The sequence below is a fragment of the Streptomyces sp. NPDC050619 genome, from assembly GCF_040654815.1.
Lineage (GTDB): Bacteria > Actinomycetota > Actinomycetes > Streptomycetales > Streptomycetaceae > Streptomyces.
The window spans coordinates 121,379-144,932 of record NZ_JBFAIR010000028.1 but is presented as its reverse complement, the minus strand read 5'-3'; the positions used below and the strand labels follow the sequence as shown (position 1 = coordinate 144,932).

Sequence of the window (23,554 nt, the reverse complement as noted above, 5' to 3'; positions counted from 1 at the left end):
TCAATCAGCCGGACGCGACAACGTTCACCGACTCAGCAGCCACACACCACCGGCCCCGTCGGCGGCAACGCATCCAGCCGACCCATGCTGTATCGATCGACCCATGCTGTATCGATTCGCCGCCACCACGGCGCGGCGCCGTGCCCCACTCAGCCAGACCCCACGAAGACGACAAACAGCAACCACACCACCGGCGCCGTCGGCAACAACGAGTCCAAGCGATCCATGATGCCGCCGTGCCCCGGCAGCAGCGTGCCCATGTCCTTGATGCCCAGGTCCCGCTTGATCATCGACTCGCCGAGGTCGCCCAGCGTGGCGGTGGCCGCGACCGCGAAGCCCAGCAGCAGCCCCTGCCACCAGGTGCCGTCGTCGATCAGGAACTCCATGCACAGCGCGCCCGCCACCATCGCGAAGGTGACCGCTCCGAGCAGGCCCTCACGGGTCTTGCCGGGACTGATGCGCGGAGCGAGCTTGTGCTTGCCGAAGCGCCAGCCGACGGCGTACGCGCCGGTGTCGCTGACGACGGTCAGCAGCAGGAACGTCAGGACACGGCGCGCTCCGTCGTCGGCCGCGAGCATCATGGCGACGAACGTGGCCAGGAACGGGACGTAGAAGGCCGCGAAAACACCCGCCGTGACGTCCCTGAGATAGCCCTCCGGCGGCTCCGTCATGCGCCAGACGAGCACGGCCAACGCGGTGAGCGCCATGGCGACCCACGCGCCCTCGGCACCCCGGACATAACCGGCCACGACCATCGCCGCACCGCCGAGCGCCAGCGGCACCAGCGGCGCCTTGATGCCCTTGCGCTCGTCCAGCCGCCGGGTCAGCTCCCACAGGCCCACCACGACGGCGACCGCTATGACGCCGATGAACATGGCCTTGACGAAGAACAGCGACACGACGATCACCGCACCGAGCCCGACACCGACCCCTATGGCCGCACTCAGGTCCCGGCCCGCGCTCTTCTTCTGCGGCGCGGGTGCCGGCTGCGAGGCGTCGGACATGGGCTCCGGATTCTGCGGCGGCGCCTGATAGGGCGGCTGCGCCTGCCGCAAGTCGTCAGGGCCGTAGGACGGGGCCTGCGGCGGGTCGTACGAGTTGTGCGGGTTGTTGTGCTGGGCGTACGGGTCGTGCGGCGGAGTGCGCTGGGTGTCGTACGGCTGAGTCTGCGGCGTCTCGTCGCGGAACAAGGGGCCGCTCACCCGAGCGGCCCCCCGGTCGTCATCCTGGTCTCCGCCATGCGCGGGCACCTCGGGCACGATGGGCATGGGGCGAGTGTGCTGCGCGTCATGCGCATCGTACGTGGGACCCGCCGGGGCAGCCCCCTGGACAGGCCCCTGGTCGGACGGCCCCCAGTACCCGGCTTGTGACGGCGCCCTCCAGGAAGAGTCGTTCATCAGACCTCGAGCAGCTCCGCTTCCTTGTGCTTGAGGAGTTCGTCCACCTGGGCGACGTACTTCGCGGTGGTGTCGTCGAGCTCCTTCTCCGCGCGGCGGCCCTCGTCCTCGCCGACCTCGCCGTCCTTGATCATCTTGTCGATGGCGTCCTTGGCCTTGCGGCGGACGGCGCGGATCGAGATCTTGGAGTCCTCGGCCTTGCTCCGGGCGACCTTGATGTAGTCCCTGCGGCGCTCCTCGGTCAGCTCGGGGAACACCACTCGGATGATGTTGCCGTCGTTGCTCGGGTTGACGCCCAGATCGGAGTCGCGGATCGCCTGCTCGATGTTGCGCAGCGCGCTCTTGTCGAACGGGGTCACGACCGCCATGCGCGGCTCCGGCACGGAGAACGAAGCCAGCTGGTTGATCGGCGTCGGCGCGCCGTAGTAGTCGGCCACGATCTTGTTGAACATCGCCGGGTGCGCACGGCCGGTGCGGATCGCGGCGAAGTCCTCCTTGGCGACCACGACGGCCTTCTCCATCTTCTCCTCGGCTTCGAGGAGGGTCTCTTCGATCACCACTTGCTCCTGCGTGTCTTGAGTAGGCCCGGCTGCGGTTCCTTGGTGGGGGCGGCGGCCGGCTGCGTCGCGTCTTCTTTCTGCACGTTTCCCGACCGGCAGGACATTGTCCATCCCCCGGTCAGGCTCATCAGCCCTGGCTGCCTTGCTCACCCACAAGCGTGCCGATCTTCTCACCCTTCACGGCGCGCGCGATATTGCCCTCTGCCAGAAGCTCGAAGACCAGGATCGGGAGCTTGTTGTCACGGCACAGCGTGACGGCGGTGGCGTCGGCGACCTTCAGGTCGCGCGTGATGACCTCGCCGTAGCTCAGGGAGTCGAACTTGACGGCGTCCGGGTTGGTCTTCGGGTCGGAGTCGTAGACCCCGTCGACGCCGTTCTTGCCCATCAGCAGCGCCTCGGCGTCGATCTCCAGGGCGCGCTGCGCGGCGGTGGTGTCGGTGGAGAAGTACGGCATGCCCATACCGGCGCCGAAGATGACCACGCGGCCCTTCTCCAGGTGGCGCACGGCGCGCAGCGGGATGTACGGCTCGGCGACCTGTCCCATGGTGATGGCGGTCTGCACCCGGGACTGGATGCCCTCCTTCTCCAGGAAGTCCTGGAGGGCGAGGCAGTTCATGACCGTGCCGAGCATGCCCATGTAGTCCGAGCGGGCCCGGTCCATGCCGCGCTGCTGGAGCTCGGCACCGCGGAAGAAGTTGCCGCCACCGATGACAACGGCGATCTCCGCGCCGTCGCGCACAACGGCCGCGATCTCGCGGGCCATCTTGTGCACCACGTCGGGGTCGACACCCAGGCCCCCGCCACCGGCGAAGGCCTCTCCCGACAGCTTCAGCAGAAACCGTCCGCGTACTTTGCCGTCGTCGCTCTTCTGGGCCTTGGTGGTCATGGATCCCGCCTCTTTCACGTGGTGCACATGCGAAGAAGGCCACTGCCGATGGGGTGTCGTTCGCATCCCATGCGCGGCAATGGCCTCCTCGTCAGATCTGCTGTCGTCCGCTACGCGCGTGTGCGTGGCGGCATCCGCCGACGAAACGGACGACTGCTGTCGACCCTAGCGGGAATCCGCCGGGGATCGCGCGTCGATCGCGGTACGGACTCAGATGCCGACCTTGATGCGCGTGAAGCGCTTCAGGGTCACACCGGCCTCGTCCAGAACCTTCTGGACCGACTTCTTGTTGTCCAGCGCGTACGGCTGGCCGAGCAGCGTGGCGTCCTTGAAGAAGCCGTTGACGCGCCCCTCGACGATCTTCGGCAGGGCGGCCTCGGGCTTGCCCTCGGCGCGCGTGGTCTCCTCGGCGACACGGCGCTCGGCCTCGACGATCTCGGCCGGCACGTCCTCCTTGGAGAGGTACTTCGGCGCGAAGGCGGCGATGTGCTGCGCGACGCCCTTGGCGATCTCGGCGTTGGGCTTGTCGAGCTCGACGAGGACACCGATCTGCGGCGGCAGGTCAGGCATCGTGCGGTGCATGTACGCCGTCACGTAGCCGTCCGAGAACACCGCGAAGCGATCCAGGACGATCTTCTCGCCCAGGGTGGCGTTGGCCTCGTCCACGAACGCCTGGACGGTCTTGCCGGCCTCGATCTCGGAGGCGAGCAGGGCCTCCAGGTCGGCCGGGGAGGTCTTGGCGACGTGCTCGGCGATCGCGCCCGCGACAGCCTGGAACTTGTCACCCTTGGCGACGAAGTCCGTCTCGCACTTCAGCTCGACGAGGACACCGGAGGAGTTGTCGTCGGCGATGACGGAGACCACAGCGCCGTTCTCGGCGGAGCGGCCCTCGCGCTTGGCGACGCCCTTCTGGCCCTTGATACGGAGCGCTTCGACAGCCTTTTCGACGTTGCCATCGGCCTCGTCCAGCGCCTTCTTGCAGTCCATCATGCCGGCGCCGGTGAGCTCGCGGAGCTTCTTGACGTCGGCGGCGGTGTAGTTCGCCATGATTCCTGGAATCTCTTTCGAAGTCTGAAGATCTACGGGCTGAACGGCGGGGGCTTGGTGGGCCCCCGCCGTTCGCGACCCGAAGGGGTAAGGGGTCAGGCCTGCTCGGCGTCCGCGGCCGGAGCCTCAGCGGCGGGAGCCTCGGCAGCAGCGGGAGCCTCGGCGGGCGCTTCAGCGGCAGCGGGGGCCTCGGCGGCCGGAGCCTCAGCGGCAGGGGCCTCGACAGCGGCCTCGGCCGGCTTCTCGGCCTCGGCTGCGGCCGGAGCCTCAGCGGCCTCCTCGGAGTCCGCCTTCTTCTCGCCCTCGAGCAGGTCGCGCTCCCACGCGGCCAGCGGTTCGCCCGCGGCCTTGTCGCCCTTGCCCTCGGTGGCGACACCGGAACGGGAGATGAGGCCCTCGGCGACCGCGTCGGCGATCACACGGGTGAGCAGCGTGACGGAGCGGATCGCGTCGTCGTTGCCCGGGATCTTGTAGTCGACCTCGTCGGGGTCGCAGTTGGTGTCGAGGATGGCGACGACCGGAATGTTGAGCTTCCGGGCCTCACCGACCGCGATGTGCTCCTTCTTGGTGTCCACGATCCAGACGGCGCTGGGCACCTTGGACATCTCGCGGATACCGCCGAGGGTCTTCTCCAGCTTGGCCTTCTCGCGCGAGAGCACGAGAAGCTCCTTCTTGGTCAGACCGGACGCGGCGACGTCCTCGAAGTCGATCTGCTCGAGCTCCTTGAGGCGCTGCAGACGCTTGTAGACGGTCGAGAAGTTGGTGAGCATGCCGCCCAGCCAGCGCTGGTTGACGTAGGGCATGCCGACGCGGGTGGCCTGCTCGGCGATGGCCTCCTGCGCCTGCTTCTTCGTGCCGACGAACATGACCGTGCCGCCGTGGGCGACGGTCTCCTTGACGAACTCGTAGGCGCGGTCGATGTACGACAGCGACTGGAGCAGGTCGATGATGTAGATGCCGTTGCGCTCCGTGAAGATGAAGCGCTTCATCTTCGGGTTCCAACGACGGGTCTGGTGACCGAAGTGGACGCCGCTTTCCAGCAGCTCCCGCATCGTGACGACGGCCATGGCCGTTCTCCTCGGTGTTCTCGGTTGTGCCGCGGGTGCCGGACGGCGCCCGCGCCTGACGCCCACGTGCGCCTTGCCGCAAAGGACCGAGAGGCGCTGACACGGGCCGGTGAACCGGCCTCGTGTCGGGGCGTGCGAAGTCGACCCGGTGACCCGGATCGCCAAAAGAAGTGTACGGGACCCGCGAGGCAGCGGGTGACGCCGCTGTCCACAACCGGGGAGTTGTCCACAGGTCCCGGCCGTGATCGCACCGGATGCGGGACGGTTCTCGCATGCGAGCGAAGCGATATGCACGGATGTGGCCGGGGTTGGTGCTGGCGGTGGCGCTGCTGACCTACGCGGTCCGGCCGAACGGCGAGCCGATCGCGCTGGCGCCGGCGGGCACGGACGCGCCGGTACCGGCCATCGGCAGCTCCTGGCCCGTCGGTACCCGTCCGGCGGTGCTGCGGGGATGGGAGCCTCCGGCGACGGTGTACGGCCGCGGCCACCGGGGCGTGGACCTGGCGGCCGCTGCCGGGACACCGGTACGGGCGGTGGCGGCGGGCCGGGTGTCCTTCGCGGGGCGGGTGGCGGGAAGGGGGGTCGTCTCAGTGGAGCTCACAGGCACGGGTGCCACACCCCTGCGGACGACGTACGAACCGGTGCGGGCCTCCGTGCAGAAGGGCGAGGAGGTGGCGGCGGGCCAAGTAGTGGGCACCGTGGAACCGACGGGCTCCCACTGCACGGTGACATGCGTCCACTGGGGCCTGCTGAGAGACGACGCCTACCTGGACCCCCTGTCTCTGCTGCCGCCATGGCTATTGCACCGGGGACCTTCACGACTGCTGCCGGTACTCGGAGTACCACTGCCCACCTAGACACCTCAGACCCACCACCCCCATGACCCCACTCGACATCAGCCACCGAGACCCCACAGACCCGCTGCCAGCACTCGGAGCACCACTGCCCTCACAGACACCGGAGACCCACCCGCAGCCTCACCCGCCGAGACCCGCAGGCCCCCACCGCCGCTGCCGGCACCAGGACCGCCGCTGCCTTCACAGGCACCGGAGACCCACCCCAGCCTCACCCGTCATCAGCCGCCAACCCCCCGCAAAGCCATACCAACCGCCGCCTCCGTGATCACCGAAGACTCCTCCGCCGCCCCTAGCTCGATCCTCCGTACGGCCGCGTCCACAACCCCCTGAAGCAGCATCGCCGCCATCCGTGGCTGCTCGTGCCCCATCTCCGCCAGCGCCTCGACGATCATCGCCACGAGCCCGCCGTGCGCGGCCCGGATCTTCTCCCGAGCCCCCGCATCGAGCTCGCTCGCCGAGATCGCGACCACCGCACGGTGCCGACGGTCCCCGACCAGCGCCAACTGCTGCCGCACATACGCCTCGACCTTGCCCTCGGGCGTTCCCGCCTGCTCCATCGCCGCCGCAACCTCCGCGGCCCAGAGGGGAAAGTCGACCGCGCACAGCTCCTCGACCACGGCGGCCCGCGACCGGAAGTACTCGTACACGGACGACCGGGCAAGCCCTGTCCGCTCGGCGAGAGCGGGGAAGGTCAGCGCCTCCGTCCCGCCCTCGGACAGCAGGGAACGAGCCGCGTCCAGCAGGGCGGCTCGCTGCATCGACCGGTGCTCGGCCACGGAGGCCGCTCGAATCCTTGGCACATCAACCACTTTACGGACGGACCACCCCCGTGGGGAGTCACCCCACCCGACCGACATCCCCGCCGACACCCGACCCATGCCGATCCGGCCAGGTCACCGACCGAAACTCGCCAACTTCGCCCGCAGCTGGAGCACGGACTTGGTGTGGATCTGGCTCACCCGGCTCTCGGTCACCCCCAGCACGTTCCCGATCTCAGCGAGCGTGAGCCCCTCGTAGTAGTACAGCGTCACCACGGTCTTCTCCCGCTCGGGCAGCGTGTTGATCGCCCGCGCCAGATACCGCCGCAGCTCCCGGTCCTCGGCCACCTCGACGGGATTGTCCGCGGCGGTGTCCTCCAGCGTGTCCATGAGGCTCAGCCGGTCACCGCCCTCGCCGCCGACATGCAGCAACTCCTCCAGGGCCACCACGTTCGCCAGCGACAACTGGCTGAACACCGCGTGGAGGTCGTCGATGGCGATCCCCATCTCGGCGGCCACCTCCCCCTCCGAAGGGGTACGCCTGAGCCGCGCCTCCAGCGTCGCGTACGCCCGCTCGACGTTCCGCGCCTTCTGCCGCACCGACCGCGGAATCCAGTCCAGCGCCCGCAACTCGTCGATCATCGCGCCCCGGATCCGGGTGATCGCGTACGTCTCGAACTTGATCTCCCGGTCGATGTCGAACTTCTCGATCGCGTCGATGAGCCCGAAGACACCCGAGGAGACGAAGTCCGCCTGCTCCACATTGGGCGGCAGGCCCACACTCACCCGCCCCGCCACGTACTTCACGAGCGGCGAGTAGTGCAGGATCAGCTGCTCACGCAGCCGCTCGTCTCCCGTCGCCTTGTACGACCGCCACAGCTCGTCGAGCGTCGAGGGAGCGGGCGGCCGCACGCTGCCACCCTCGCGGGCGGCTGGAGGGATCGCCGCCCGGTCGGACCCGGAGGTGTGCTGGGGCATTCGTCGCCTTGTGCCGTTCTGCTGTGAAGTGGTGCCGCCTGAGCGAGCTGTCGGTCTGATGCCGAGTTGCCTGTCTGCGTCGGAATCCTCGTGAGCGTAGCGTGACTGAAGTGTCGCGGTGCGCGAGGGGCGTGCCGCGGACCGTACGCAGATACGTTCCGCTGGACGCTCCCCCGTGTCATGAGCGTCGCTCTGCGTGATCATGGAACCACGCCAACTGCGGGGATTTCCAAGGGCGTCAGCGTTCCCCCGGACGGCCGAACACGCTCCGTCAACAGCCATGCCGACCACCTTGTACGGAGATCATCGCCTGGCGTGTCAACTTCCAGCCGTCGCTGTGTCGTTCGACGTAACCAAGTGCTCGGAGTTCGTACAGTCTCGCGATCGCGTCGTCCTGGCTCGTCTGCGCACCGCGCGCGATCTCGTCCGGACTCGCCGCGCGGCGGCCGGGCAGCGCGGCCAGGACCCGCCGGGCCGACGCGTCCAGCAGATCGCGGGGCAGCACAGGCCCGCGCCGGTCCGGGGCCAGCTCGCCCATGTCGCCGACCAGCTCGACGACTTCCGCGGCATCCGTGACCAGCACGGCGTCCCCGCGCAGGAACTCGTGCACGCCCGCCGAGAGGCCGCTGGTGGCCGGCCCGGGCACGCCCATGGCGTGGCGGCCCAGCCGCTGTGCCGCCCGCGCCGTGACCAGCGAACCGCTCCGATAGGCGGCCTCGACGACCACGGTGCCCCGGGTGAGCGCGGCGATCACCCGGTTCCGCTGCACGAATCTGCTGGGTGTCGGATGATCACCGGGCGGCAACTCCCCGATCACCAGCCCCTGTTCCGCGATCCTGGTGATCAGCTGTGTGTGTCCGCGCGGGTAGGGCCGGTCGACGCCGCAGGCGAGGACGGCGACGGTGGCGCCGCCGGAGCCCAGGGCGCCGCGGTGGGCGGCACCGTCGACCCCGTAGGCCCCGCCGGACACCACGACCCAGCCACGCTCGGCGAGACCCGCGGCGAGGGTGGCCGCCATATGGGCGCCGTACTCGGTGCAGGCGCGGGCGCCCACGATCGCCACCGACCTGAGCGCCCACATCCGCAGGCTGGGCCGGCCGCGCACCCACAGCCCGAGGGGGCGCGCGTCCCCCAGGTCGTCGAGCTGCCTGGGCCACTCGACGTCCCCGGGGCCCACGAACCGCACACCGGCCTCCCGCGCGAGGGCGAGGTCCCGGCCGGGCTCGGCCTGCCCGGCCCGGGCCAGCAACCCCGCCCACCGCTTGCCGCTCACCCCCGGCATCGGCTCCCCGCCCTCCCGCAACCGCCGCACCACCGCACGCGCGCCGCACTCCCGCACCCACCGCCCGGCGACCTCGTCGCCTGGCTCGATGACACGGGTGAGGAAGACCCGGGCGAGCAGTTCGCCGTCCGGATCGTCGCCGGCGTTCATGTCAGCGCTCCGATGGCCATGGGCATCATCGCCGGCGTTCACGTCAGCGCCCCGATGGCCATGGGCACGCCTCGTGGCACTCCGGTGCGCAGTTGCAGCGCCAGGGCGACGTCCGTCGCGTCGGGGCGGTCGTGGCCCACGAGGTCCGCGACGGTCCAGGCCACCCGCAGCACACGGTCGAGTCCGCGAGCGGTCAGTACGCCCCGCTCCAGGCTCCGCTCCGCTTCGTTCATGGCGCCGGACACCGCATGCCAGCTGCTGCGCAGCTCACGTCCTGGGACTTCGCTGTTGGTGCGCCAGGGGGTGCCGGACAGGCGGGCCGCCGCTCGTTCCCTGGCCGCCCGGACCCGGTCGGCCACCGTCGCCGTGGACTCGCCGCGGGCGCCGCGCTCGGTCAGCTGGGCGCGGGTGACGCGGTCCACCTCCACCCGGAGGTCCACCCGGTCGAGCAGCGGGCCGGACAGCCGGGCCTGGTAGCGCCGGATCGAGGAGGGCGGACACTCGCACAGGTCGTCCGTCTGGGAGAAGCGACCGCACGGGCAGGGGTTGGCCGCGAGCACCATCTGGAACTTCGCCGGGAAACGCACGACGCCCGCACTGCGCGCGATCACGACGTGCCCCGCCTCCAGGGGCTGCCGGAGGGCGTCCAGGGCCTGGCTGTTGAATTCCGGCGTTTCATCCAGAAACAGAATGCCTCGATGCGAGAGCGAGACCGCCCCGGGCCGTGCGATGCCGGGGCCGCCCCCGACCAGCGCCTGCATCGTCGCCGAGTGGTGCGGGGCGCAGTAGGGCGCGATGTCGATCAGGGGCTTGCCCGGAGGCAGCAGGCCCGCCACCGAGTGCACGGCGGTGACCTCCAGCGACTCCTGCCGACCGAGCCGGGGCAGGATGGCGGGCAGACGCTCGGCCAACATCGTTTTGCCGGCGCCCGGCGGTCCCTCAAGGAACAAGTGGTGCCCGCCCGCCGCGGCGACCTCCACGGCCGTGCGCGCCGAGATCTGGCCCACGACGTCGGCCAGATCTCGGCCCTGGTCGAGTTGGGCGGCGCCCAGACTGTGCATCCCCGTGGCAGCGCCCGTACCCGGCACCCGCAGTCCGGCGAGCAGCGGGTCGGGGCGGCCCACCTCGTCCGGCTCCTCCTCGGGCACGGGCTCGTCCGCGAGGACCGCGATCAGCTGGCGCAGACTGCGCACGCCCAGTACGGACACCCCCGGGACCAAGGCGGCCTCGGCGGCGGCGCACTCGGGTACGACGACCTGTTCGTAGCCGGCGTCCGCCGCTGCCAGCACCGCCGGGAGGATGCCCCGAACGGGCCGTACCCGACCGTCGAGGCCCAGCTCCCCGATCATCACGATGTCGGCGAGCACCCGGGGATCGATCCGCTCGGCCGCGCCGAGGACCGCGCAGGCGACGGCCAGGTCGAAGCCGCTGCCCGCCTTGGGCACCGACGCCGGACTGAGCCCCACCGTCAGCTTTTTCTGCGGCCACTCCGCGCCGGAATTCACCACCGCCGCCCGCACCCGGTCCCGGCTCTCCGTCAGGCTCTTGTCCGGCAGCCCCACCAGCGTGAACGCCGCGACCCCCGGTTCGAGGTCGGCCTGGACCTCGACCACCACGCCCTCGACGCCCACGAGCGCCACCGCGCACGTACGTGCGAACCCCATCTCAGGCCACCCCCCGCACATGCTCGACGACGGGCGCGCCACGCGCGGGCAGGACGACACCCACCAGGTCGATGCGAACGCCTCCCGGCGGTGCGCCTCCGTGGGCGTGGATCCAGCGTTCGGCGAGGCCGCGCAGGCGCTCGGCCTTCTCCGGGGTCACCGCGGCCATGGGATGCCCGAACGCCCCCGCCCTGCGGGTCTTCACCTCGCAGACGACCAGGACGTCGCCTTCGCTGGCGACGATGTCGATCTCACCCGTCCTGCCACAGCGCCAATTGCGCTCCAGGACCGTCATCCCGGCCTCGACCAGCCGCCGCGCGGCCAGGGTCTCGCCGTACTTGCCGAGTGCGCTTCGTGCGTTCATGTCGGCACCACCTCCGGCGCCAACCGTCACGCATCCGACCCCAAGAAGTGGATCTTGGTGGACTACTCAGCGGTTGTGGATATCTCCGTCACCCACTCGGCAGCTCCAGGTCGTTCTTGTTGAGCTCCTCAATGTTCACGTCCTTGAACGTGAGAACCCGGACCTGCTTCACGAAGCGAGCCGGCCGGTACATGTCCCACACCCAGGCATCTGCCATGGATACCTCGAAGAACACCTCACCCTGGACCGAGTGCACCTGCATCTCGTAGTCATTGGTGAGGTAGAAGCGCCGTTCGGTCTCGATCACATATTTGAACAGACCGACGACATCGCGGTACTCCCGGTAGAGCTTCAGCTCCATCTCGGTCTCGTACTTTTCGAGGTCCTCGGCGCTCATGGCATGTTCCCCTTCAGCCGTGCGATCCCACCATTGTGCGCCAGTCCCGCGAGCCCCTAGACGATTTCGGTGTCAAGGGTCACGGGCCCGGCCGGGGGACCTTCGTCGAGCAGCCTGCGCAGCAGCTCGGCGAGTCTGGTCGGATACACCGTCTCATGTGACCGGGTCAGTTCCTGACACGTCCACCAGCGCGCTCCGGCGACACTGCGCCGCTCCAGGTCGGTCAGGCCCATGGCCTCGAGCTGCGTCCGGATCGTACGGCTGGTCCGGGCCAGGTAGTACCACTCGTCCTGGTCCCAGCGGCGGCCCGCGAACGGGAACGAGCACCTCCGCCGCCACAGCACCGGGCCGAGCTCGACCTCGGTGATACCGGTCTCCTCCGCGAGTTCCCTCAGCGCGGCGTCCTCACGTGTCTCGTCGCCCTCCAGGCCGCCGCCGGGCGTGAACCACCAGTCGTCGGCCGGATCGTCCGGCTCGTGGCCGTGCAGCAGGAGGATGCGATCACGCGGGTCGAGCAGCACCACCCGGGCGACCCTGCGCAGCCCGCCGCCATACGCGTCCGGGCCGGCGTCCGTCGCCTCAGTGGGCACCCGCGGGCTCCGTCCGCCTGCCGCCCCTCCGTTTGGCGATCGGACCGTACGCCCCACCGCCGAGGACGAGCACCCCGCCGGCGACGATCAGCACCCCGATCGTACGGAGCGGGCCCGGCGAGGAGAGCGCGCCGAGCGTCTCGAAACCGGTCGGCCGCTTCAGCATGCCGTCCATGGGCCAGACGACGGCATCCACGCGGGCCGTCACCGCGCCGATCGCCACCGTACCGCCGGCCGCGTCCGTGATGTGGGCCGTGGAGTCCAGGGAGCCCTCGCGCTCGTCACCGAGCAGGAAGAGCCGGCCCTTCGGCACCGTCACGGTCGGGAAATCGGTGATCTCGGCCACGCTGCCCTTGGGCAGATACGGTTCCTCGATCTGCTTGCCGTTGACCGTCAGCTTGCCGTCGGTGCAGCAGGCGACCGTGTCGCCGCCGACGGCGACCACACGCTTGACCACGGGGGCGTTGGTCACCCAGGCGGTGTCCTTGAAGACGACGACATCACCGCGGCGCACCTCGTCGCCGTCCACGCGTTCCGCCAGGACCCGGTCACCTGCGTCGATCGTGGGCGTCATCGAGCTGGTCGGCACGGTGTACGGCCGGTAGGTCACCGCTCCCCAGCCGAATCCTCCGAGGAACAGCACAATGCCCAGTGCGACGGCCAGCCCGGACAGTCGCTGTCCGGTCCGGCTGCCCACCGGGCCTGTGCCTGCGCCACCGCTGCGCGGGGCCGTACGCGTCATGCTCTCGCCACCCATGGATCCGCACCCTACCCGGCGGACCCGACCCGGTCAGCCCTTCCCGCCCGGCCAAGGTCACCAGCGGCACGAGGGTTTAACGAGCCTTGACGGTACGAGGGGAAAGTCGCGCACGCGCCGGGCGGCCGAGACTCCGCTCAGCGGGTCTCGACGGGGGCGATCCTCCTGCGACGCCACAGCGCGATCGGCACGACACCGACGAGCGCGAGCCCGTTCGGCGCTACCGTCAGGGCGGCGGACGCCGACGACTGATCGTTCAGGCCGGGCTGGTCGAAGGTGTCCGGGATCGGCAGGGTGTCCCAGCGGTTGATCGGCCAGGCCTTGACGACGGCGCGGCCGACGACGTCGTTCACCGGGACCATGCCCTTGTGCTCGTCGGACTGGTTGTAGCGCGAGTCGCGCGAGTTCTGCCGGTGGTCGCCCATCACCCAGATGGAGCCCTTGGGGACCTTCACCGTGAACTGGCCGCCCTGGTCGTCGACGCTGCACGGGGTGTTGCCGGGGTAGACGTACGGCTCGTTCAGCGCCTTGCCGTTGACCTTCAGCGGGCCGGTGCCCTTGCAGGAGACGGTGTCGCCGCCGACGCCGATGACCCGCTTGATGAGGTCCTTCTCCTCGGCGGACGGCATCAGGCCGATCCAGCTGAGGAACGTCTGCACCGCGTTCGGGTCGGCCGTCGGCTCGCCCGCGAGCCAGTTGTCCGGGTCGTGGAAGACGACGACCTCGCCGCGCTCGGGCTCGGAACCGAACCAGGGCGTGAGCTTGTCGACGAGAACCCGGTCGCCCTGCTGGAGGGTGTTCTGCATCGAGTCCGAGGGGATCGAGAACGCCTGCACCAGGAACGTCTTGATCAGCAGCGCGAGCACGAGCGCGATGCCGATCAGGATGGGCAGCTCCTTCCAGAAGGAGCGCGGCTTCTTCGGCTGCGGCGCCGAGCCGCCCGGTCCCTGGTCGTCGGGTCCGTCAGGTCCGTCTGTCCTGGGCTCCTCGCCGGTCACTGTGCCGCCCTCGCTTGCTCCGGAGTCACTCCCGGAGGTCACGGCGCTGTCCGCGGCCGGGACGGCAGCTCCCACGGGGTGTCCGCGGTGCTCCTCGCCGTCGTGTCCGGACCGTGCGCCAACCGCCACATCCCCCACGCCAACTCCTTACTCTGTGCCGCTGCCTGCCCCATCTGCGGCGCAGGCCCACCACTCCCATAACGAGCGGGAGTTCCGCAGGGGTCGGGAGTTGGCTCGTTCCGTTCGGACCGTCGGAAGCAACACTAAGCGACGGCGGAGCAGCCGCGGTCGCCCCGGGTGCCGAGTCGGACACGGAAGCGTAGGTTTTCGGCTCCTTCAGCGAGCTCCAGTGGCCGAAGGGCCAGGCGATGACCATGGCCCGCCCCACCACGGAATTCTCGGAGACCGTGCCGCCGTAGTCGGTGTCCTGATGGGCGCGGGAATCCGCGGAGTTGTCCCGGTGGTCGCCCATCACCCACAACCGCCCCTTCGGGACGGTGATGTCGAATTTCGTCGCGGACGGGGCGTTTCCGGGATACAGATAGTCCTCGTTCAGGGGAACGCCGTTGACGGTGACTCGCCCTTGCGTGTCACAGCACTTGACCCGGTCGCCGCCGACGCCGACGACCCGCTTGATGAGGTCCTTGTCGTCGTCGGACGGCAGCAGGCCGATGAAGGTGAGCCCCTCCTTGACCTGCTTGACCACGATGGGGTCGTCCTTCTTCGTGGTGGTCTGCTCGTCCTGGAGCCAGCCGCCGGGGTCCTTGAAGACGACGACGTCCCCGCGCTGCGGCTTCGAGCCGAACCACGGGGTGAACTTGTCGACCAGGACCCGGTCGCCGATCTGGATCGTCTGCTCCATGGAGCCGGACGGGATCACGAACGCCTGGACGAGAAAGGTCTTCAGAACGAGAGCTATGAGTACCGCGACGCCGACGAGGAGCGGTATCTCCTTGATCGCGCCGCGCCGTCGGCGCCGCTTGACCTTGCGCTGGAGCTTGCGCCGCTCGGCACGGGTGCGCCCACCGGCCGGACCCGCGGCAGCGCGCCGGGCCCCCGTGGGCAGCAGATTGTCGGCCGCGCTGCCGGCCACACCGCGCGGCTTGCCCCGGTTACCCATGGACCCCCGCCGCTCTTCTCGGCTCGGTCGCCTCCGCGGCGGGCACGCGCGCGTAGGCGCCGGGACGGTCCAGGCGGGTGAAGTGGCCGACGGGCCAGACGATCCAGTCGGCCCGGCCGATGACGTCGCCGACGGGAATCATGCCACCGCCCGGGGAGCCCAGATGGTCGCGGGAGTCACTGGAATCGCCCCGGTGGTCACCGAGGACGAACAGGGTGCCCGCGGGCACGAGGACGTCGAAGGGAACCGTGGACGGGCTGTCGCCGGGGTACAGGAACGTCGACTCGTCGACCGACCGGCCGTTCACCTCGATCCTCCCCTCCTTGTCACAGCAGACCACGTGGTCTCCCCCCACACCGACAACGCGCTTGATGTAGTCGGCGTCCCCGAAGTAGCCCGTTCCGTCGAACACGACCACGTCACCGCGGCGCGGATCGGCACCGAAACGGTACGCCAACTTATTTACGAGAACGCGGTCCCCGATCCTCAATCCGCGCTCCATCGATCCGCTGGGAATCTGGAACGGCTGCAACACGAAGTTGCCGAGCAGCAGCAGAAACAGCAAGCAGAACAGCAGGCTCAGCGTGATCCGTCCGCCGGGTAGCCATTCGGCGGCCCACGACACCAACGCGAAACGCGACCGTCCCTCCGGTCCCCCCGTGTCCGAGATCTCCTCGGCATCGGAAGGGCGGGAGGAGCGGTCGCGCTCCGTCGGCTGTGCTTCGGTGTCCATCGGGGCCAGATGCTATCCGGCCCCGCTGTGACGTCCGGAAAGCGCTCAGCTCTCGCGCTTCTCCTTGATCTTCGCGGCCTTGCCGCGCAGCTCGCGCAGGTAGTACAGCTTGGCGCGACGCACGTCACCACGGGTGACGAGCTCGATCTTCTCGACGATCGGGGTGTGCACCGGGAAGGTGCGCTCGACGCCGACGGAGAACGAGACCTTGCGGACCGTGAAGGACTCGCGGACACCGGCGCCCTGGCGACGGATCACCACGCCCTTGAACTGCTGCACACGCGAGCGGTTGCCCTCGATGACGCGGACGTGGACGTTGACAGTGTCACCCGGGCGGAAGGCCGGGATGTCGCTGCGCAGCGACGCGGAGTCGACGGAGTCGAGCAGGTGAGACATTTCGTCTGCTTTCCTCGCTGATGCCACAGGTCATCAACGGAAACTAGGTGTTCTGGGTGAGAGCCGTGCTTGTCGGGGCGGGCGTCGTGTCCCCCCGTGGCAGGGGCGCACGCCGGACGGCACACAGCAGCGGCCTATTCTTCCACGCCCTGTGGCCTGCGCCAAAATCGGCCGTACGGCTCCCCCGCCGGGTCCGGCGCCCAGCCCAGAATGAAGAGCATCTCACGGTCCTTCTTGTCGAAGACCTTGGGGTCGCAGCGCTCGATGAGGTCGGGCCGGTTGGCCGTCGTACGCTTCAGCGCCTCGTCGCGGCGCCAGCGGGCGATCCTGCCGTGGTGCCCGCTGAGCAGCACGTCCGGGATCCCGTGGCCGCGCCACTGGGGCGGCTTGGTGTAGACGGGCCCCTCCAGGAGGTTGGCCATGACTCCCGGCGCGAAGGAGTCGTCCCGGTGGGACTCGGCGTTGCCCAGGACACCGGGCAGCAGCCGCGCCACGGCCTCCGTGACGACGAGTACGGCCGCCTCGCCGCCGGCGAGGACGTAGTCGCCGATGGAGACCTCGTAGACGGGCATCCGGGTCGCGTACTCGTCGATGACACGGCGGTCGATGCCCTCGTAGCGGGCGGGCGCGAAGACCAGCCAGGGCCGCTCGGAGAGTTCCACGGCGAGTTCCTGGGTGAAGGGGCGGCCGCTGGGCGTGGGAACGATGAGGGCGGGCCGGTGGGAGCCCGTCTCGTAGCCGTCCGCCAGGACGGAGTCCAGCGCGTCGCCCCAGGGCTCCGTCTTCATGACCATGCCCGGACCGCCGCCGTACGGAGTGTCGTCGACCGTGTTGTGCCGGTCGTACGTCCACGAGCGCAGATCGTGGACACCCACCTTCAGCTGTCCACGCGCGCGTGCCTTGCCGACGAGGGAGACGTTCAGCGGTTCCAGGTACTCGGGGAAGATCGTGACGACATCGAGCCGCATTACGCCTCTTCTTCTCGAGAGGACACGATTTCCGCCTGGTCGTCGATCAGGCCGGGCGGCGGTTCGATGACCGCGCGCTGCTCCTCGAGGTCGATCTCGGTGACGATCTGCTCGACGAACGGGATCATCACCTCGCTGCCGTCGGGCCGCTCGACGATGAACAGGTCCTGGGAGGGCAGGTGCGAGATCTCGGTGATACGGCCTACCTCGACGCCGTCCGCCGTGACCACGTCCAGATCCATGAGCTGGTGGTCGTAGTACTCGTCCTCTTCCTCGGGCAGTTCCTCCGGGTCGACGTCGGCGATCAGGAGGATGTTGCGCAGCGCCTCGGCGGCGGTGCGGTCGCGCACGCCCTCGAAACGCAGCAGGAGCCGACCGCTGTGGACACGGCCGGTCTCGATGGTCAGCGGTCCGGCGGAGGCCGGCTCGGTGGCCAGGACGGCGCCAGGGGCGAGCCTGAGTTCCGGCTCGTCGGTTCGTACCTCGACGGTGACCTCGCCCTTGATGCCGTGGGCGCGGCCGATCCGTGCGACTACCAGCTGCACTGTGCTCGATCTCCTGTCATACGACCGGCCGCCCGACGTCGGCCATACGACGTCGGGCCGGGGACGGCCCAGTGGCCCTCCCCGGCCCGAGCCGGTTGCGAAAAGCGTCAGCGGACGTGGTCCACGTCGACGAGGTCGACACGGACACCGCGGCCGCCGATGGCGCCCACGACGGTACGCAGGGCGCGCGCGGTACGGCCATTGCGGCCGATCACCTTGCCGAGATCGTCGGGGTGGACCCGGACCTCCAGCACACGCCCACGACGCAGGTTGCGCGAGGCGACCTGCACGTCGTCAGGGTTGTCGACGATGCCCTTCACGAGGTGCTCAAGCGCCTCTTCGAGCATGCTGCTCAGGCCTCGGTCGACTCAGCCGAAGCGGACTCAGCGGGAGCCTCGTCCTTCTTCTCGGCCTTCTTCTTCGGGGTGATCGCCTCACCCTTGCCCGCGTCGTCGCCGCCGAGAGCCTCGAACAGCGGACGTGCGGCCTTCTCGGCCGGCTGGAGCAGCGGCGGCGGGGCGGGCTCGCCCTTGTACTTCTGCCAGTCGCCGGTCTTCTTCAGGATGGCGAGCACGGGCTCGGTCGGCTGGGCGCCGACGGAGAGCCAGTAGGCCACGCGCTCGGCGTCGACCTCCATGCGCGAGGGGTTCTGCACCGGGTGGTACAGGCCGATCTCCTCGATCGCACGACCGTCACGACGGGTACGGGAGTCGGCGACGACGATGCGGTAGTGAGGCGAACGGATCTTGCCCAGACGCTTCAGCTTGATCTTGACTGCCACGGGAGTGGGTTCTCCTGGATTTGACGTGGTTGGGCACGGCGAGATGGCCGCGTGGGGTTGCGGTACCCGAGTGCCCGATGGACGCGTCAGCCGGAGGCGAGAGGGTTCCTGTGCGGCTGTCGAGTACAGCTAGCTATTGTGCCACACCCTGCGGACCGCTCAGGACCAAGGGAGCCGGGAGCTGGGCAGGCCTGACGGGCACCCGGCGCTCCGGGTGCCCTGCGCACGCCGGCTACGAGCTTCCGGATGCGGCTGCCACGAACAGCCGCGCCCTCAGCCGGCCGCCGCCCCGACCACCTCCGGGATTCTGAACGGCTTCCCGCAGCCGCCGCACACGATCGGCGCCTGGGCCAGTACCGACGGGACGACGCGTACGTTGCGACCGCAGTCGCAGACCGCCTTGACCCGGACTCCGCCGCCGGAGGAGCCGTGGCGGGCGGCCGGGCCGCGGAAGCTGCGAGACGTGTCGTCCGCCGTCGCCGCCGAGTGGGCCTTGAGGGCGCGCTGGAGGCGCTCGCTGGTCGGGCGGTAGCGCCGCTTCGCCTCGGGGGTGAGCGTGACCAACGAGAAACCGCTGCTGGGGTGCGGTTCCTCGGGGTGGTCCAGGCCCATCTCCTCGGCGATCGCGAGGAATCTGCGGTTGTGGTAGCGACCGGCGCGGGAGGTGTCGCGGATGCCGCGTGCGGCGGCGATGCCATGGACTGCCTCGTGAAGCAGTCGCTCGAAGGAGAGCTCGTGACCGCACGCGGACGACGACTCCCCGATCAGGGACTCTGGCGCGGCAAGATCGGGCAGCTCGGGGTGGTACCGCTGAATGTCGGCCCACGCCTGCGCCAGCTCTGCGGCGAGAACAGGTGGTGTCTGTGTCGTGCTCACGTAATGACAACGAGCCAGAGTGCCCCGGTGTTCCGATTCCGGGGCATCCCAAATAATTTGCACGTACCCGTCAGTTGCCGCTGATGCGTCCTGACGAGGGCGGGTGCGCTGATCTGCGGAGAAGCTTCACAGCTCCTACCAAGCTGGTGCGTAGTGTGCCCTACGATCCGGCGCGTAGACCTTGTCCACGCGCCGGGGCAGCTGCGGTCGGCAGGTGCGCAAGAGGCGTTTCGGCCGCTCTCCCGCCGGAAGGGCGCTACGTCAGTAAGCTCGCGCGACGACCGCGACGTTACCGGGCGCGTCCTCGGCGTCCGGCACCGACCCGTCCTCGGCGACCAGGCACCGTACGGTCATCGCCTGCTCGGCCAGTTCGGCCTCGCCCTTCTCGCCGAGCACGGCCCACGGGATGCGCGCCCAGCCGCCGGCGCCGGCGGCCTCGGCGGCCTCCGCGATCGTCGACACGTCGGAGGTACGGGACTCGCGGCGCTCCCGGGACTGCGTCAGCAGCAGCGCCTGGTCCTCTTCGAGGATCGTGGGGATCAGCGCCGCCAGGGCATCGAGAGACACCGGCTCCTTGCCGCCCGGGATGCGGCGGGCCAGCATCGCCGTGCCGTTGTCCAGGTCACGGGGCCCGAGCTCGATGCGGACCGGCACACCTTTGAGCTCCCAGTCGACGGCTCGGCGGCCGAAGGGGGTGTCGGTGCGGTCGTCGACCTGGACGCGGATGCCCGCCGCCTTCAGCCGATCGCCGATCTCGCGGACCTTGGCCAAAACCGCGTCGTCGCCCTTGATCGCGAGGACGACGACCTGGACCTGTGCCAGGCGCGGCGGGACACGCAGGCCGTTGTCGTCGCCGTGCATCATCACCAGGGCGCCGATCATGCGCGTGGTCGAGCCCCAGGAGGTCTGCCAGACCAGTTCCTGCCGGCCGTCCTTGGACAGGTACCGCGTGTTGAAGGCCTTGGCGAAGTTCTGGCCCAGCTCGTGGCTGGTGGCCATCTGGAGGGCCTTGCCGTCGCCCATCATGCCTTCGAGCGTGAGGGTGTTGACGGCCCCGGCGAACCGCTCCTTGACGGTCTTGCGGCCGGGGACGACGTCCATCGCGAGGACGTTCACCATGAAGTCCTCGTAGACCTCGCGGTGGATGTGCGCGGCGAACTCACGGGCGTCCTCGTACGTGGCGTGCGCGGTGTGGCCCTCCTGCCACAGGAACTCGCTCGTGCGCAGGAAGAGACGGGGCCGCAGCTCCCAACGGACCACGTTGGCCCACTGGTTGATCAGCAGGGGCAGGTCGCGATAGCTCTGCACCCACTTCGAGAAGTAGTCGTTGATGATCATCTCGGAGGTGGGCCGGACGACCGCCGGCTCCTCCAGCTCCTTGCCGCCGCCGTGCGTGACCACGGCCAGTTCCGGTGCGAAGCCCTCGACATGATCGGCCTCACGCGTGAGGTACGACTGCGGGATCAGCAACGGGAAGTACGCGTTCTGGGTGCCGGTCTCCTTGATGCGGGCGTCCATCTCGGCCTGCATCCGCTCCCACAACCCGTACCCGTACGGTCGGATCACCATGGTGCCGCGCACCGGACCGTTGTCGGCCAGCTCGGCCTTGGTGATCAGATCCTGGTACCAGCGGGGGAAGTCGTCCGCCCGGGGCGTGAGAACGGGTGCCTTTGCCATGGCGCGATGGTACGGGCCCAGGTTGCCGGAATGTGAAATCTCGCCACAGGCACAGTCCACCTGCAAGCCGGGCCCGACAACCCCTGGACGCGCGGTCGAGTGCGGAGTTACCTGGCATACGGGGGGAGAGCGACGTACGTCACGGGGGCTACGGAAACACGGGCACACGGGCAACTCTCGGCTGATTGGGGCGCATTCGATGACACCTACGCTCGTGCGGCAGCACCTGTCACATACGGAAGACGCACTCTGTGTGGACCGTGGTGCACGCGCGCGTGACTGGTCCGAGATCCAGGAGCGGATGCTGGTGCCGCTCTACGAGGCCGTCTACGAGCGACTGGAAGTGGGGCCCGCCACGCGGCTGTTGAGCCTGGGCTGCGGTTCCGGGCTGGCACTGGTGATGGCCGCCTCCAGGGGCGCCGCGGTCACCGGCGTGGACGGCTCCTCCCCCGAACGACTGGCCCTCGCGCGCGAGCGGCTGCTTCCGCAGGCGTGGGGCACGCGCACGCGCGGCGCCACCCGGCTCGTCGACGGCACACCCCCGGACGCGGCCGACGCCCAGGCACCCGCGTACACCCTGGTGACCGCCTTCGAGCCCATCGGGTGTCTCGCGGGCGACTCGGAGGGGCTCGGGGACCTGCTCACCTCGGCGACGCCGCTCGCCGAACGGGGGGCGCACGTGGTGCTGGCCGGCTGGGGTCCGCCGGAACGCTGCGCCGCGTCGTCCGTGCTGCGGGTGGGCACCAAGCTGGCGGATCCGCTGCGCGGCACGGGCAGCTGGCGCCCGGCCCTGCGCGACGACCTGGAGGAGGTCGCCCAGCGGGCCGGCCTCAGGCCGGACGGCTCCGGCCGGGTGGCCTGCCCCTTCGGGTACGCCGACCTCGACAGCGCGGTGCGCGGACTGCTGTCGACGGGGCTCTTCGACGCGGCGATCGCCGCGACGGACCAGGAACGGGTGGACAAGGAGCTGACGGAGGCCCTGCATCCGCACCAGCGTCCAGGCGGCACGGTCTGGATGCCGAACGTGTTCCGGTACCTGATCGCGCGCGTGCCCTGACCCGGCCGAGAGGCCGGCGGAGGCCGGCGCGCACGGAACGCGCCGAGGGCGCCCCTCCGGAGAGGGACGCCCTCGGCACCGTGCGAAAGGGCCGTCAGCCCATGAACTTCTTGAACTCATCAGGCAGCTCGAAGTCCTGAGGTGCCTGCTGGCCCGGCACGCCGAAGGCGTTGCCGCTCTGGGCGGCGGCCGCGCGGCGGGCGGCGTCCTCCTGCTCCTGCTGCTTGCGCTTCATCGGGTTGCCGGAGCGCTGCTTGCCCTTGGCCTTCTTCGGCTGCTTCTTCGACCGGCCGGGCCCGCCGCCCATGCCCGGGACCCCCGGCATGCCGGGCATACCGCCGCCCTGGGCCATGCGGGACATCATCTTGCGGGCCTCGAAGAACCGCTCGACCAGGCCCTTGACCGCGCTGACGTCGACACCGGAGCCCTTGGCGATACGGGCACGGCGCGAGCCGTTGATGATCGTCGGCTCCTGGCGCTCGCCCGGGGTCATCGACTTGATGATCGCGGCCGTGCGGTCGACGTCCCGCTCGTCGAGGTTGTTGATCTGGTCCTTGATCTGGCCCATGCCGGGGAGCATGCCGAGCAGCTTGCTGATGCTGCCCATCTTCCGGACCTGCTCCATCTGAGCCAGGAAGTCGTCGAGCGTGAAGTCCTGGCCCTTCTTGGACGCCAGCTTGGAGGCCATCTGCTCGGCCTCTTCTTGGCTGAACGTCTTCTCCGCCTGCTCGATCAGGGTGAGCAGGTCACCCATGTCGAGGATGCGGGAGGCCATCCGGTCCGGGTGGAACGCGTCGAAGTCGTCGAGCTTCTCGCCGTTGGACGCGAACATGATCGGCTTGCCGGTGACCGAGGCGATCGACAGGGCGGCACCACCGCGGGCGTCACCGTCGAGCTTGGAGAGCACCACGCCGTCGAAGCCGACGCCGTCGCGGAAGGACTCGGCCGTGTTGACCGCGTCCTGACCGATCATCGCGTCGACGACGAAGAGGATCTCGTCCGGCGAGGTGACATCCCTGATGTCCGCCGCCTGCCGCATCATCTCCTGGTCGATGCCCAGGCGGCCGGCGGTGTCCACGATCACGATGTCGTGGACCTTGGACTTCGCGAAGTCGATGGAGTCCTTGGCGACCTTGACCGGGTCGCCGACGCCGTTGCCCGGCTCGGGCGCGTAGACGGCCACGCCGGCGCGCTCGGCGACCACGCTGAGCTGGTTGACGGCGTTGGGGCGCTGGAGGTCACAGGCGACCAGGAGCGGCGAGTGGCCCTGCTCCTTGAGCCAGCGGCCGAGCTTGCCCGCGAGGGTGGTCTTACCGGCACCCTGGAGACCGGCCAGCATGATCACGGTCGGCGGGTTCTTGGCGAAGCGCAGGCGCCGGGTCTCGCCGCCGAGGATCGTGACGAGCTCCTCGTTCACGATCTTGAGGACCTGCTGGGCAGGGTTCAGCGCCTTGGAGACCTCGGCACCGAGCGCGCGTTCCTTGACGTTCTTGATGAACGTGCGGACGACGGGCAGGGCGACGTCGGCTTCGAGGAGGGCGATGCGGATTTCGCGCGCCGTGGCGTCGATGTCCGCCTCGGACAACCGGCCCTTGCCGCGGAGGTTTTTGAAAGTCGCGCTGAGGCGGTCGGAGAGGGTATCGAACACG

General features: G+C 69.6%; 26 protein-coding genes. 2 read left to right on the top strand and 24 right to left on the bottom strand.

Translation table 11 applies throughout. The features are described 5' to 3' along the window. Nucleotides 1-149: 149 nt before the first annotated feature. The 5 genes from AB0I77_RS36715 to rpsB all read right to left on the bottom strand — a co-directional run bounded on the left by AB0I77_RS36715 (nt 150) and on the right by rpsB (nt 4,957). Nucleotides 150-1,397 (bottom strand): phosphatidate cytidylyltransferase, encoded by a 1,248-nt coding sequence (locus AB0I77_RS36715; protein ID WP_363287115.1) that lies wholly within the window; start codon nt 1,395-1,397, stop codon nt 150-152. After that, nucleotides 1,397-1,954 (bottom strand): ribosome recycling factor, encoded by a 558-nt coding sequence (frr, locus tag AB0I77_RS36710; RefSeq protein WP_363287114.1) that lies wholly within the window; start codon nt 1,952-1,954, stop codon nt 1,397-1,399. The genes AB0I77_RS36715 and frr overlap by 1 nt, the downstream gene beginning before the upstream one ends. Before the next feature lie 130 nt (nt 1,955-2,084). After that, on the bottom strand, nt 2,085-2,843 hold the full coding sequence (gene pyrH, locus AB0I77_RS36705) for a UMP kinase (protein ID WP_363287113.1): 759 nt from the start codon (nt 2,841-2,843) through the stop codon (nt 2,085-2,087). Between the two features lie 210 nt (nt 2,844-3,053). Then, entirely contained in the window at nt 3,054-3,890 is an 837-nt protein-coding gene (gene tsf / locus AB0I77_RS36700; RefSeq protein WP_363287112.1) for a translation elongation factor Ts, read from the bottom strand. 95 nt (nt 3,891-3,985) lie between these two features. After that, nucleotides 3,986-4,957, bottom strand: coding sequence for a 30S ribosomal protein S2 (rpsB, locus tag AB0I77_RS36695; protein WP_363287111.1), 972 nt, complete (start codon nt 4,955-4,957; stop codon nt 3,986-3,988). Between the two features lie 272 nt (nt 4,958-5,229). Here rpsB and AB0I77_RS36690 point away from each other — a divergent pair, with 272 nt between their 5' ends. Then, a complete protein-coding gene (locus AB0I77_RS36690; RefSeq protein WP_363287110.1) occupies nt 5,230-5,814 on the top strand; it encodes a M23 family metallopeptidase in 585 nt (194 codons plus the stop codon). A gap of 218 nt (nt 5,815-6,032) precedes the next feature. Here the strand turns inward: AB0I77_RS36690 and AB0I77_RS36685 are convergent, their stop codons facing one another. The 18 genes from AB0I77_RS36685 to proS all read right to left on the bottom strand — a co-directional run bounded on the left by AB0I77_RS36685 (nt 6,033) and on the right by proS (nt 20,848). Continuing rightward, nucleotides 6,033-6,590, bottom strand: a complete 558-nt coding sequence (locus AB0I77_RS36685; RefSeq protein ID WP_363287128.1) for a helix-turn-helix domain-containing protein — start codon at nt 6,588-6,590, stop codon at nt 6,033-6,035. A gap of 117 nt (nt 6,591-6,707) precedes the next feature. Further along, nucleotides 6,708-7,550, bottom strand: a complete 843-nt coding sequence (gene whiG, locus AB0I77_RS36680; RefSeq protein ID WP_363287109.1) for an RNA polymerase sigma factor WhiG — start codon at nt 7,548-7,550, stop codon at nt 6,708-6,710. A 271-nt stretch (nt 7,551-7,821) separates the two neighbouring features. After that, nucleotides 7,822-8,982, bottom strand: coding sequence for a DNA-processing protein DprA (gene dprA / locus AB0I77_RS36675; protein WP_363287108.1), 1,161 nt, complete (start codon nt 8,980-8,982; stop codon nt 7,822-7,824). Between the two features lie 38 nt (nt 8,983-9,020). Next, the gene (locus AB0I77_RS36670) at nt 9,021-10,646 is read right to left on the bottom strand and encodes a YifB family Mg chelatase-like AAA ATPase (RefSeq protein WP_363287107.1); all 1,626 of its coding nucleotides are present in this window, start codon (nt 10,644-10,646) and stop codon (nt 9,021-9,023) included. A gap of 1 nt (nt 10,647) precedes the next feature. Beyond that, the gene (locus AB0I77_RS36665; RefSeq protein ID WP_363287106.1) at nt 10,648-11,010 is read right to left on the bottom strand and encodes a YraN family protein; all 363 of its coding nucleotides are present in this window, start codon (nt 11,008-11,010) and stop codon (nt 10,648-10,650) included. Nucleotides 11,011-11,098: 88 nt separating this feature from the next. After that, entirely contained in the window at nt 11,099-11,407 is a 309-nt protein-coding gene (locus tag AB0I77_RS36660; protein ID WP_194040121.1) for a DUF2469 domain-containing protein, read from the bottom strand. Between the two features lie 56 nt (nt 11,408-11,463). Beyond that, nucleotides 11,464-11,997 carry an NUDIX hydrolase gene (locus AB0I77_RS36655; protein WP_363287105.1) on the bottom strand — a complete coding sequence of 178 codons (534 nt, stop codon included), beginning with the start codon at nt 11,995-11,997 and terminating at the stop codon, nt 11,464-11,466. Beyond that, entirely contained in the window at nt 11,987-12,754 is a 768-nt protein-coding gene (lepB, locus tag AB0I77_RS36650) for a signal peptidase I (RefSeq protein ID WP_363287104.1), read from the bottom strand. Before lepB (AB0I77_RS36650) ends, AB0I77_RS36655 begins: the two co-directional genes overlap by 11 nt. 137 nt (nt 12,755-12,891) lie before the next feature. Continuing rightward, nucleotides 12,892-13,890 (bottom strand): signal peptidase I, encoded by a 999-nt coding sequence (gene lepB, locus AB0I77_RS36645; RefSeq protein WP_363287103.1) that lies wholly within the window; start codon nt 13,888-13,890, stop codon nt 12,892-12,894. Continuing rightward, entirely contained in the window at nt 13,778-14,872 is a 1,095-nt protein-coding gene (gene lepB, locus AB0I77_RS36640) for a signal peptidase I (protein WP_363287102.1), read from the bottom strand. Before lepB (AB0I77_RS36640) ends, lepB (AB0I77_RS36645) begins: the two co-directional genes overlap by 113 nt. After that, the gene (lepB, locus tag AB0I77_RS36635; RefSeq protein ID WP_363287101.1) at nt 14,865-15,605 is read right to left on the bottom strand and encodes a signal peptidase I; all 741 of its coding nucleotides are present in this window, start codon (nt 15,603-15,605) and stop codon (nt 14,865-14,867) included. Before lepB (AB0I77_RS36635) ends, lepB (AB0I77_RS36640) begins: the two co-directional genes overlap by 8 nt. A gap of 45 nt (nt 15,606-15,650) precedes the next feature. Beyond that, nucleotides 15,651-16,001, bottom strand: coding sequence for a 50S ribosomal protein L19 (rplS, locus tag AB0I77_RS36630; protein ID WP_363287100.1), 351 nt, complete (start codon nt 15,999-16,001; stop codon nt 15,651-15,653). 134 nt (nt 16,002-16,135) lie between these two features. After that, nucleotides 16,136-16,969, bottom strand: coding sequence for a tRNA (guanosine(37)-N1)-methyltransferase TrmD (gene trmD, locus AB0I77_RS36625; RefSeq protein ID WP_363287099.1), 834 nt, complete (start codon nt 16,967-16,969; stop codon nt 16,136-16,138). Then, entirely contained in the window at nt 16,969-17,514 is a 546-nt protein-coding gene (rimM, locus tag AB0I77_RS36620) for a ribosome maturation factor RimM (protein ID WP_363287098.1), read from the bottom strand. Before rimM ends, trmD begins: the two co-directional genes overlap by 1 nt. A gap of 107 nt (nt 17,515-17,621) precedes the next feature. Then, the gene (locus tag AB0I77_RS36615) at nt 17,622-17,861 is read right to left on the bottom strand and encodes an RNA-binding protein (protein WP_003973401.1); all 240 of its coding nucleotides are present in this window, start codon (nt 17,859-17,861) and stop codon (nt 17,622-17,624) included. Nucleotides 17,862-17,866: 5 nt separating this feature from the next. Further along, nucleotides 17,867-18,295 (bottom strand): 30S ribosomal protein S16, encoded by a 429-nt coding sequence (rpsP, locus tag AB0I77_RS36610; RefSeq protein WP_363287097.1) that lies wholly within the window; start codon nt 18,293-18,295, stop codon nt 17,867-17,869. A gap of 273 nt (nt 18,296-18,568) precedes the next feature. Beyond that, nucleotides 18,569-19,171 (bottom strand): hypothetical protein, encoded by a 603-nt coding sequence (locus tag AB0I77_RS36605; RefSeq protein ID WP_363287096.1) that lies wholly within the window; start codon nt 19,169-19,171, stop codon nt 18,569-18,571. A gap of 261 nt (nt 19,172-19,432) precedes the next feature. After that, nucleotides 19,433-20,848 (bottom strand): proline--tRNA ligase, encoded by a 1,416-nt coding sequence (gene proS / locus AB0I77_RS36600; protein ID WP_363287095.1) that lies wholly within the window; start codon nt 20,846-20,848, stop codon nt 19,433-19,435. Between the two features lie 199 nt (nt 20,849-21,047). Between proS and AB0I77_RS36595 the strand changes: the two genes are divergently transcribed. After that, on the top strand, nt 21,048-21,905 hold the full coding sequence (locus AB0I77_RS36595) for an SAM-dependent methyltransferase (RefSeq protein ID WP_363287094.1): 858 nt from the start codon (nt 21,048-21,050) through the stop codon (nt 21,903-21,905). 94 nt (nt 21,906-21,999) lie between these two features. Here the strand turns inward: AB0I77_RS36595 and ffh are convergent, their stop codons facing one another. Further along, nucleotides 22,000-23,553, bottom strand: coding sequence for a signal recognition particle protein (gene ffh / locus AB0I77_RS36590; protein ID WP_363287093.1), 1,554 nt, complete (start codon nt 23,551-23,553; stop codon nt 22,000-22,002). Nucleotide 23,554 lies beyond the last annotated feature (1 nt).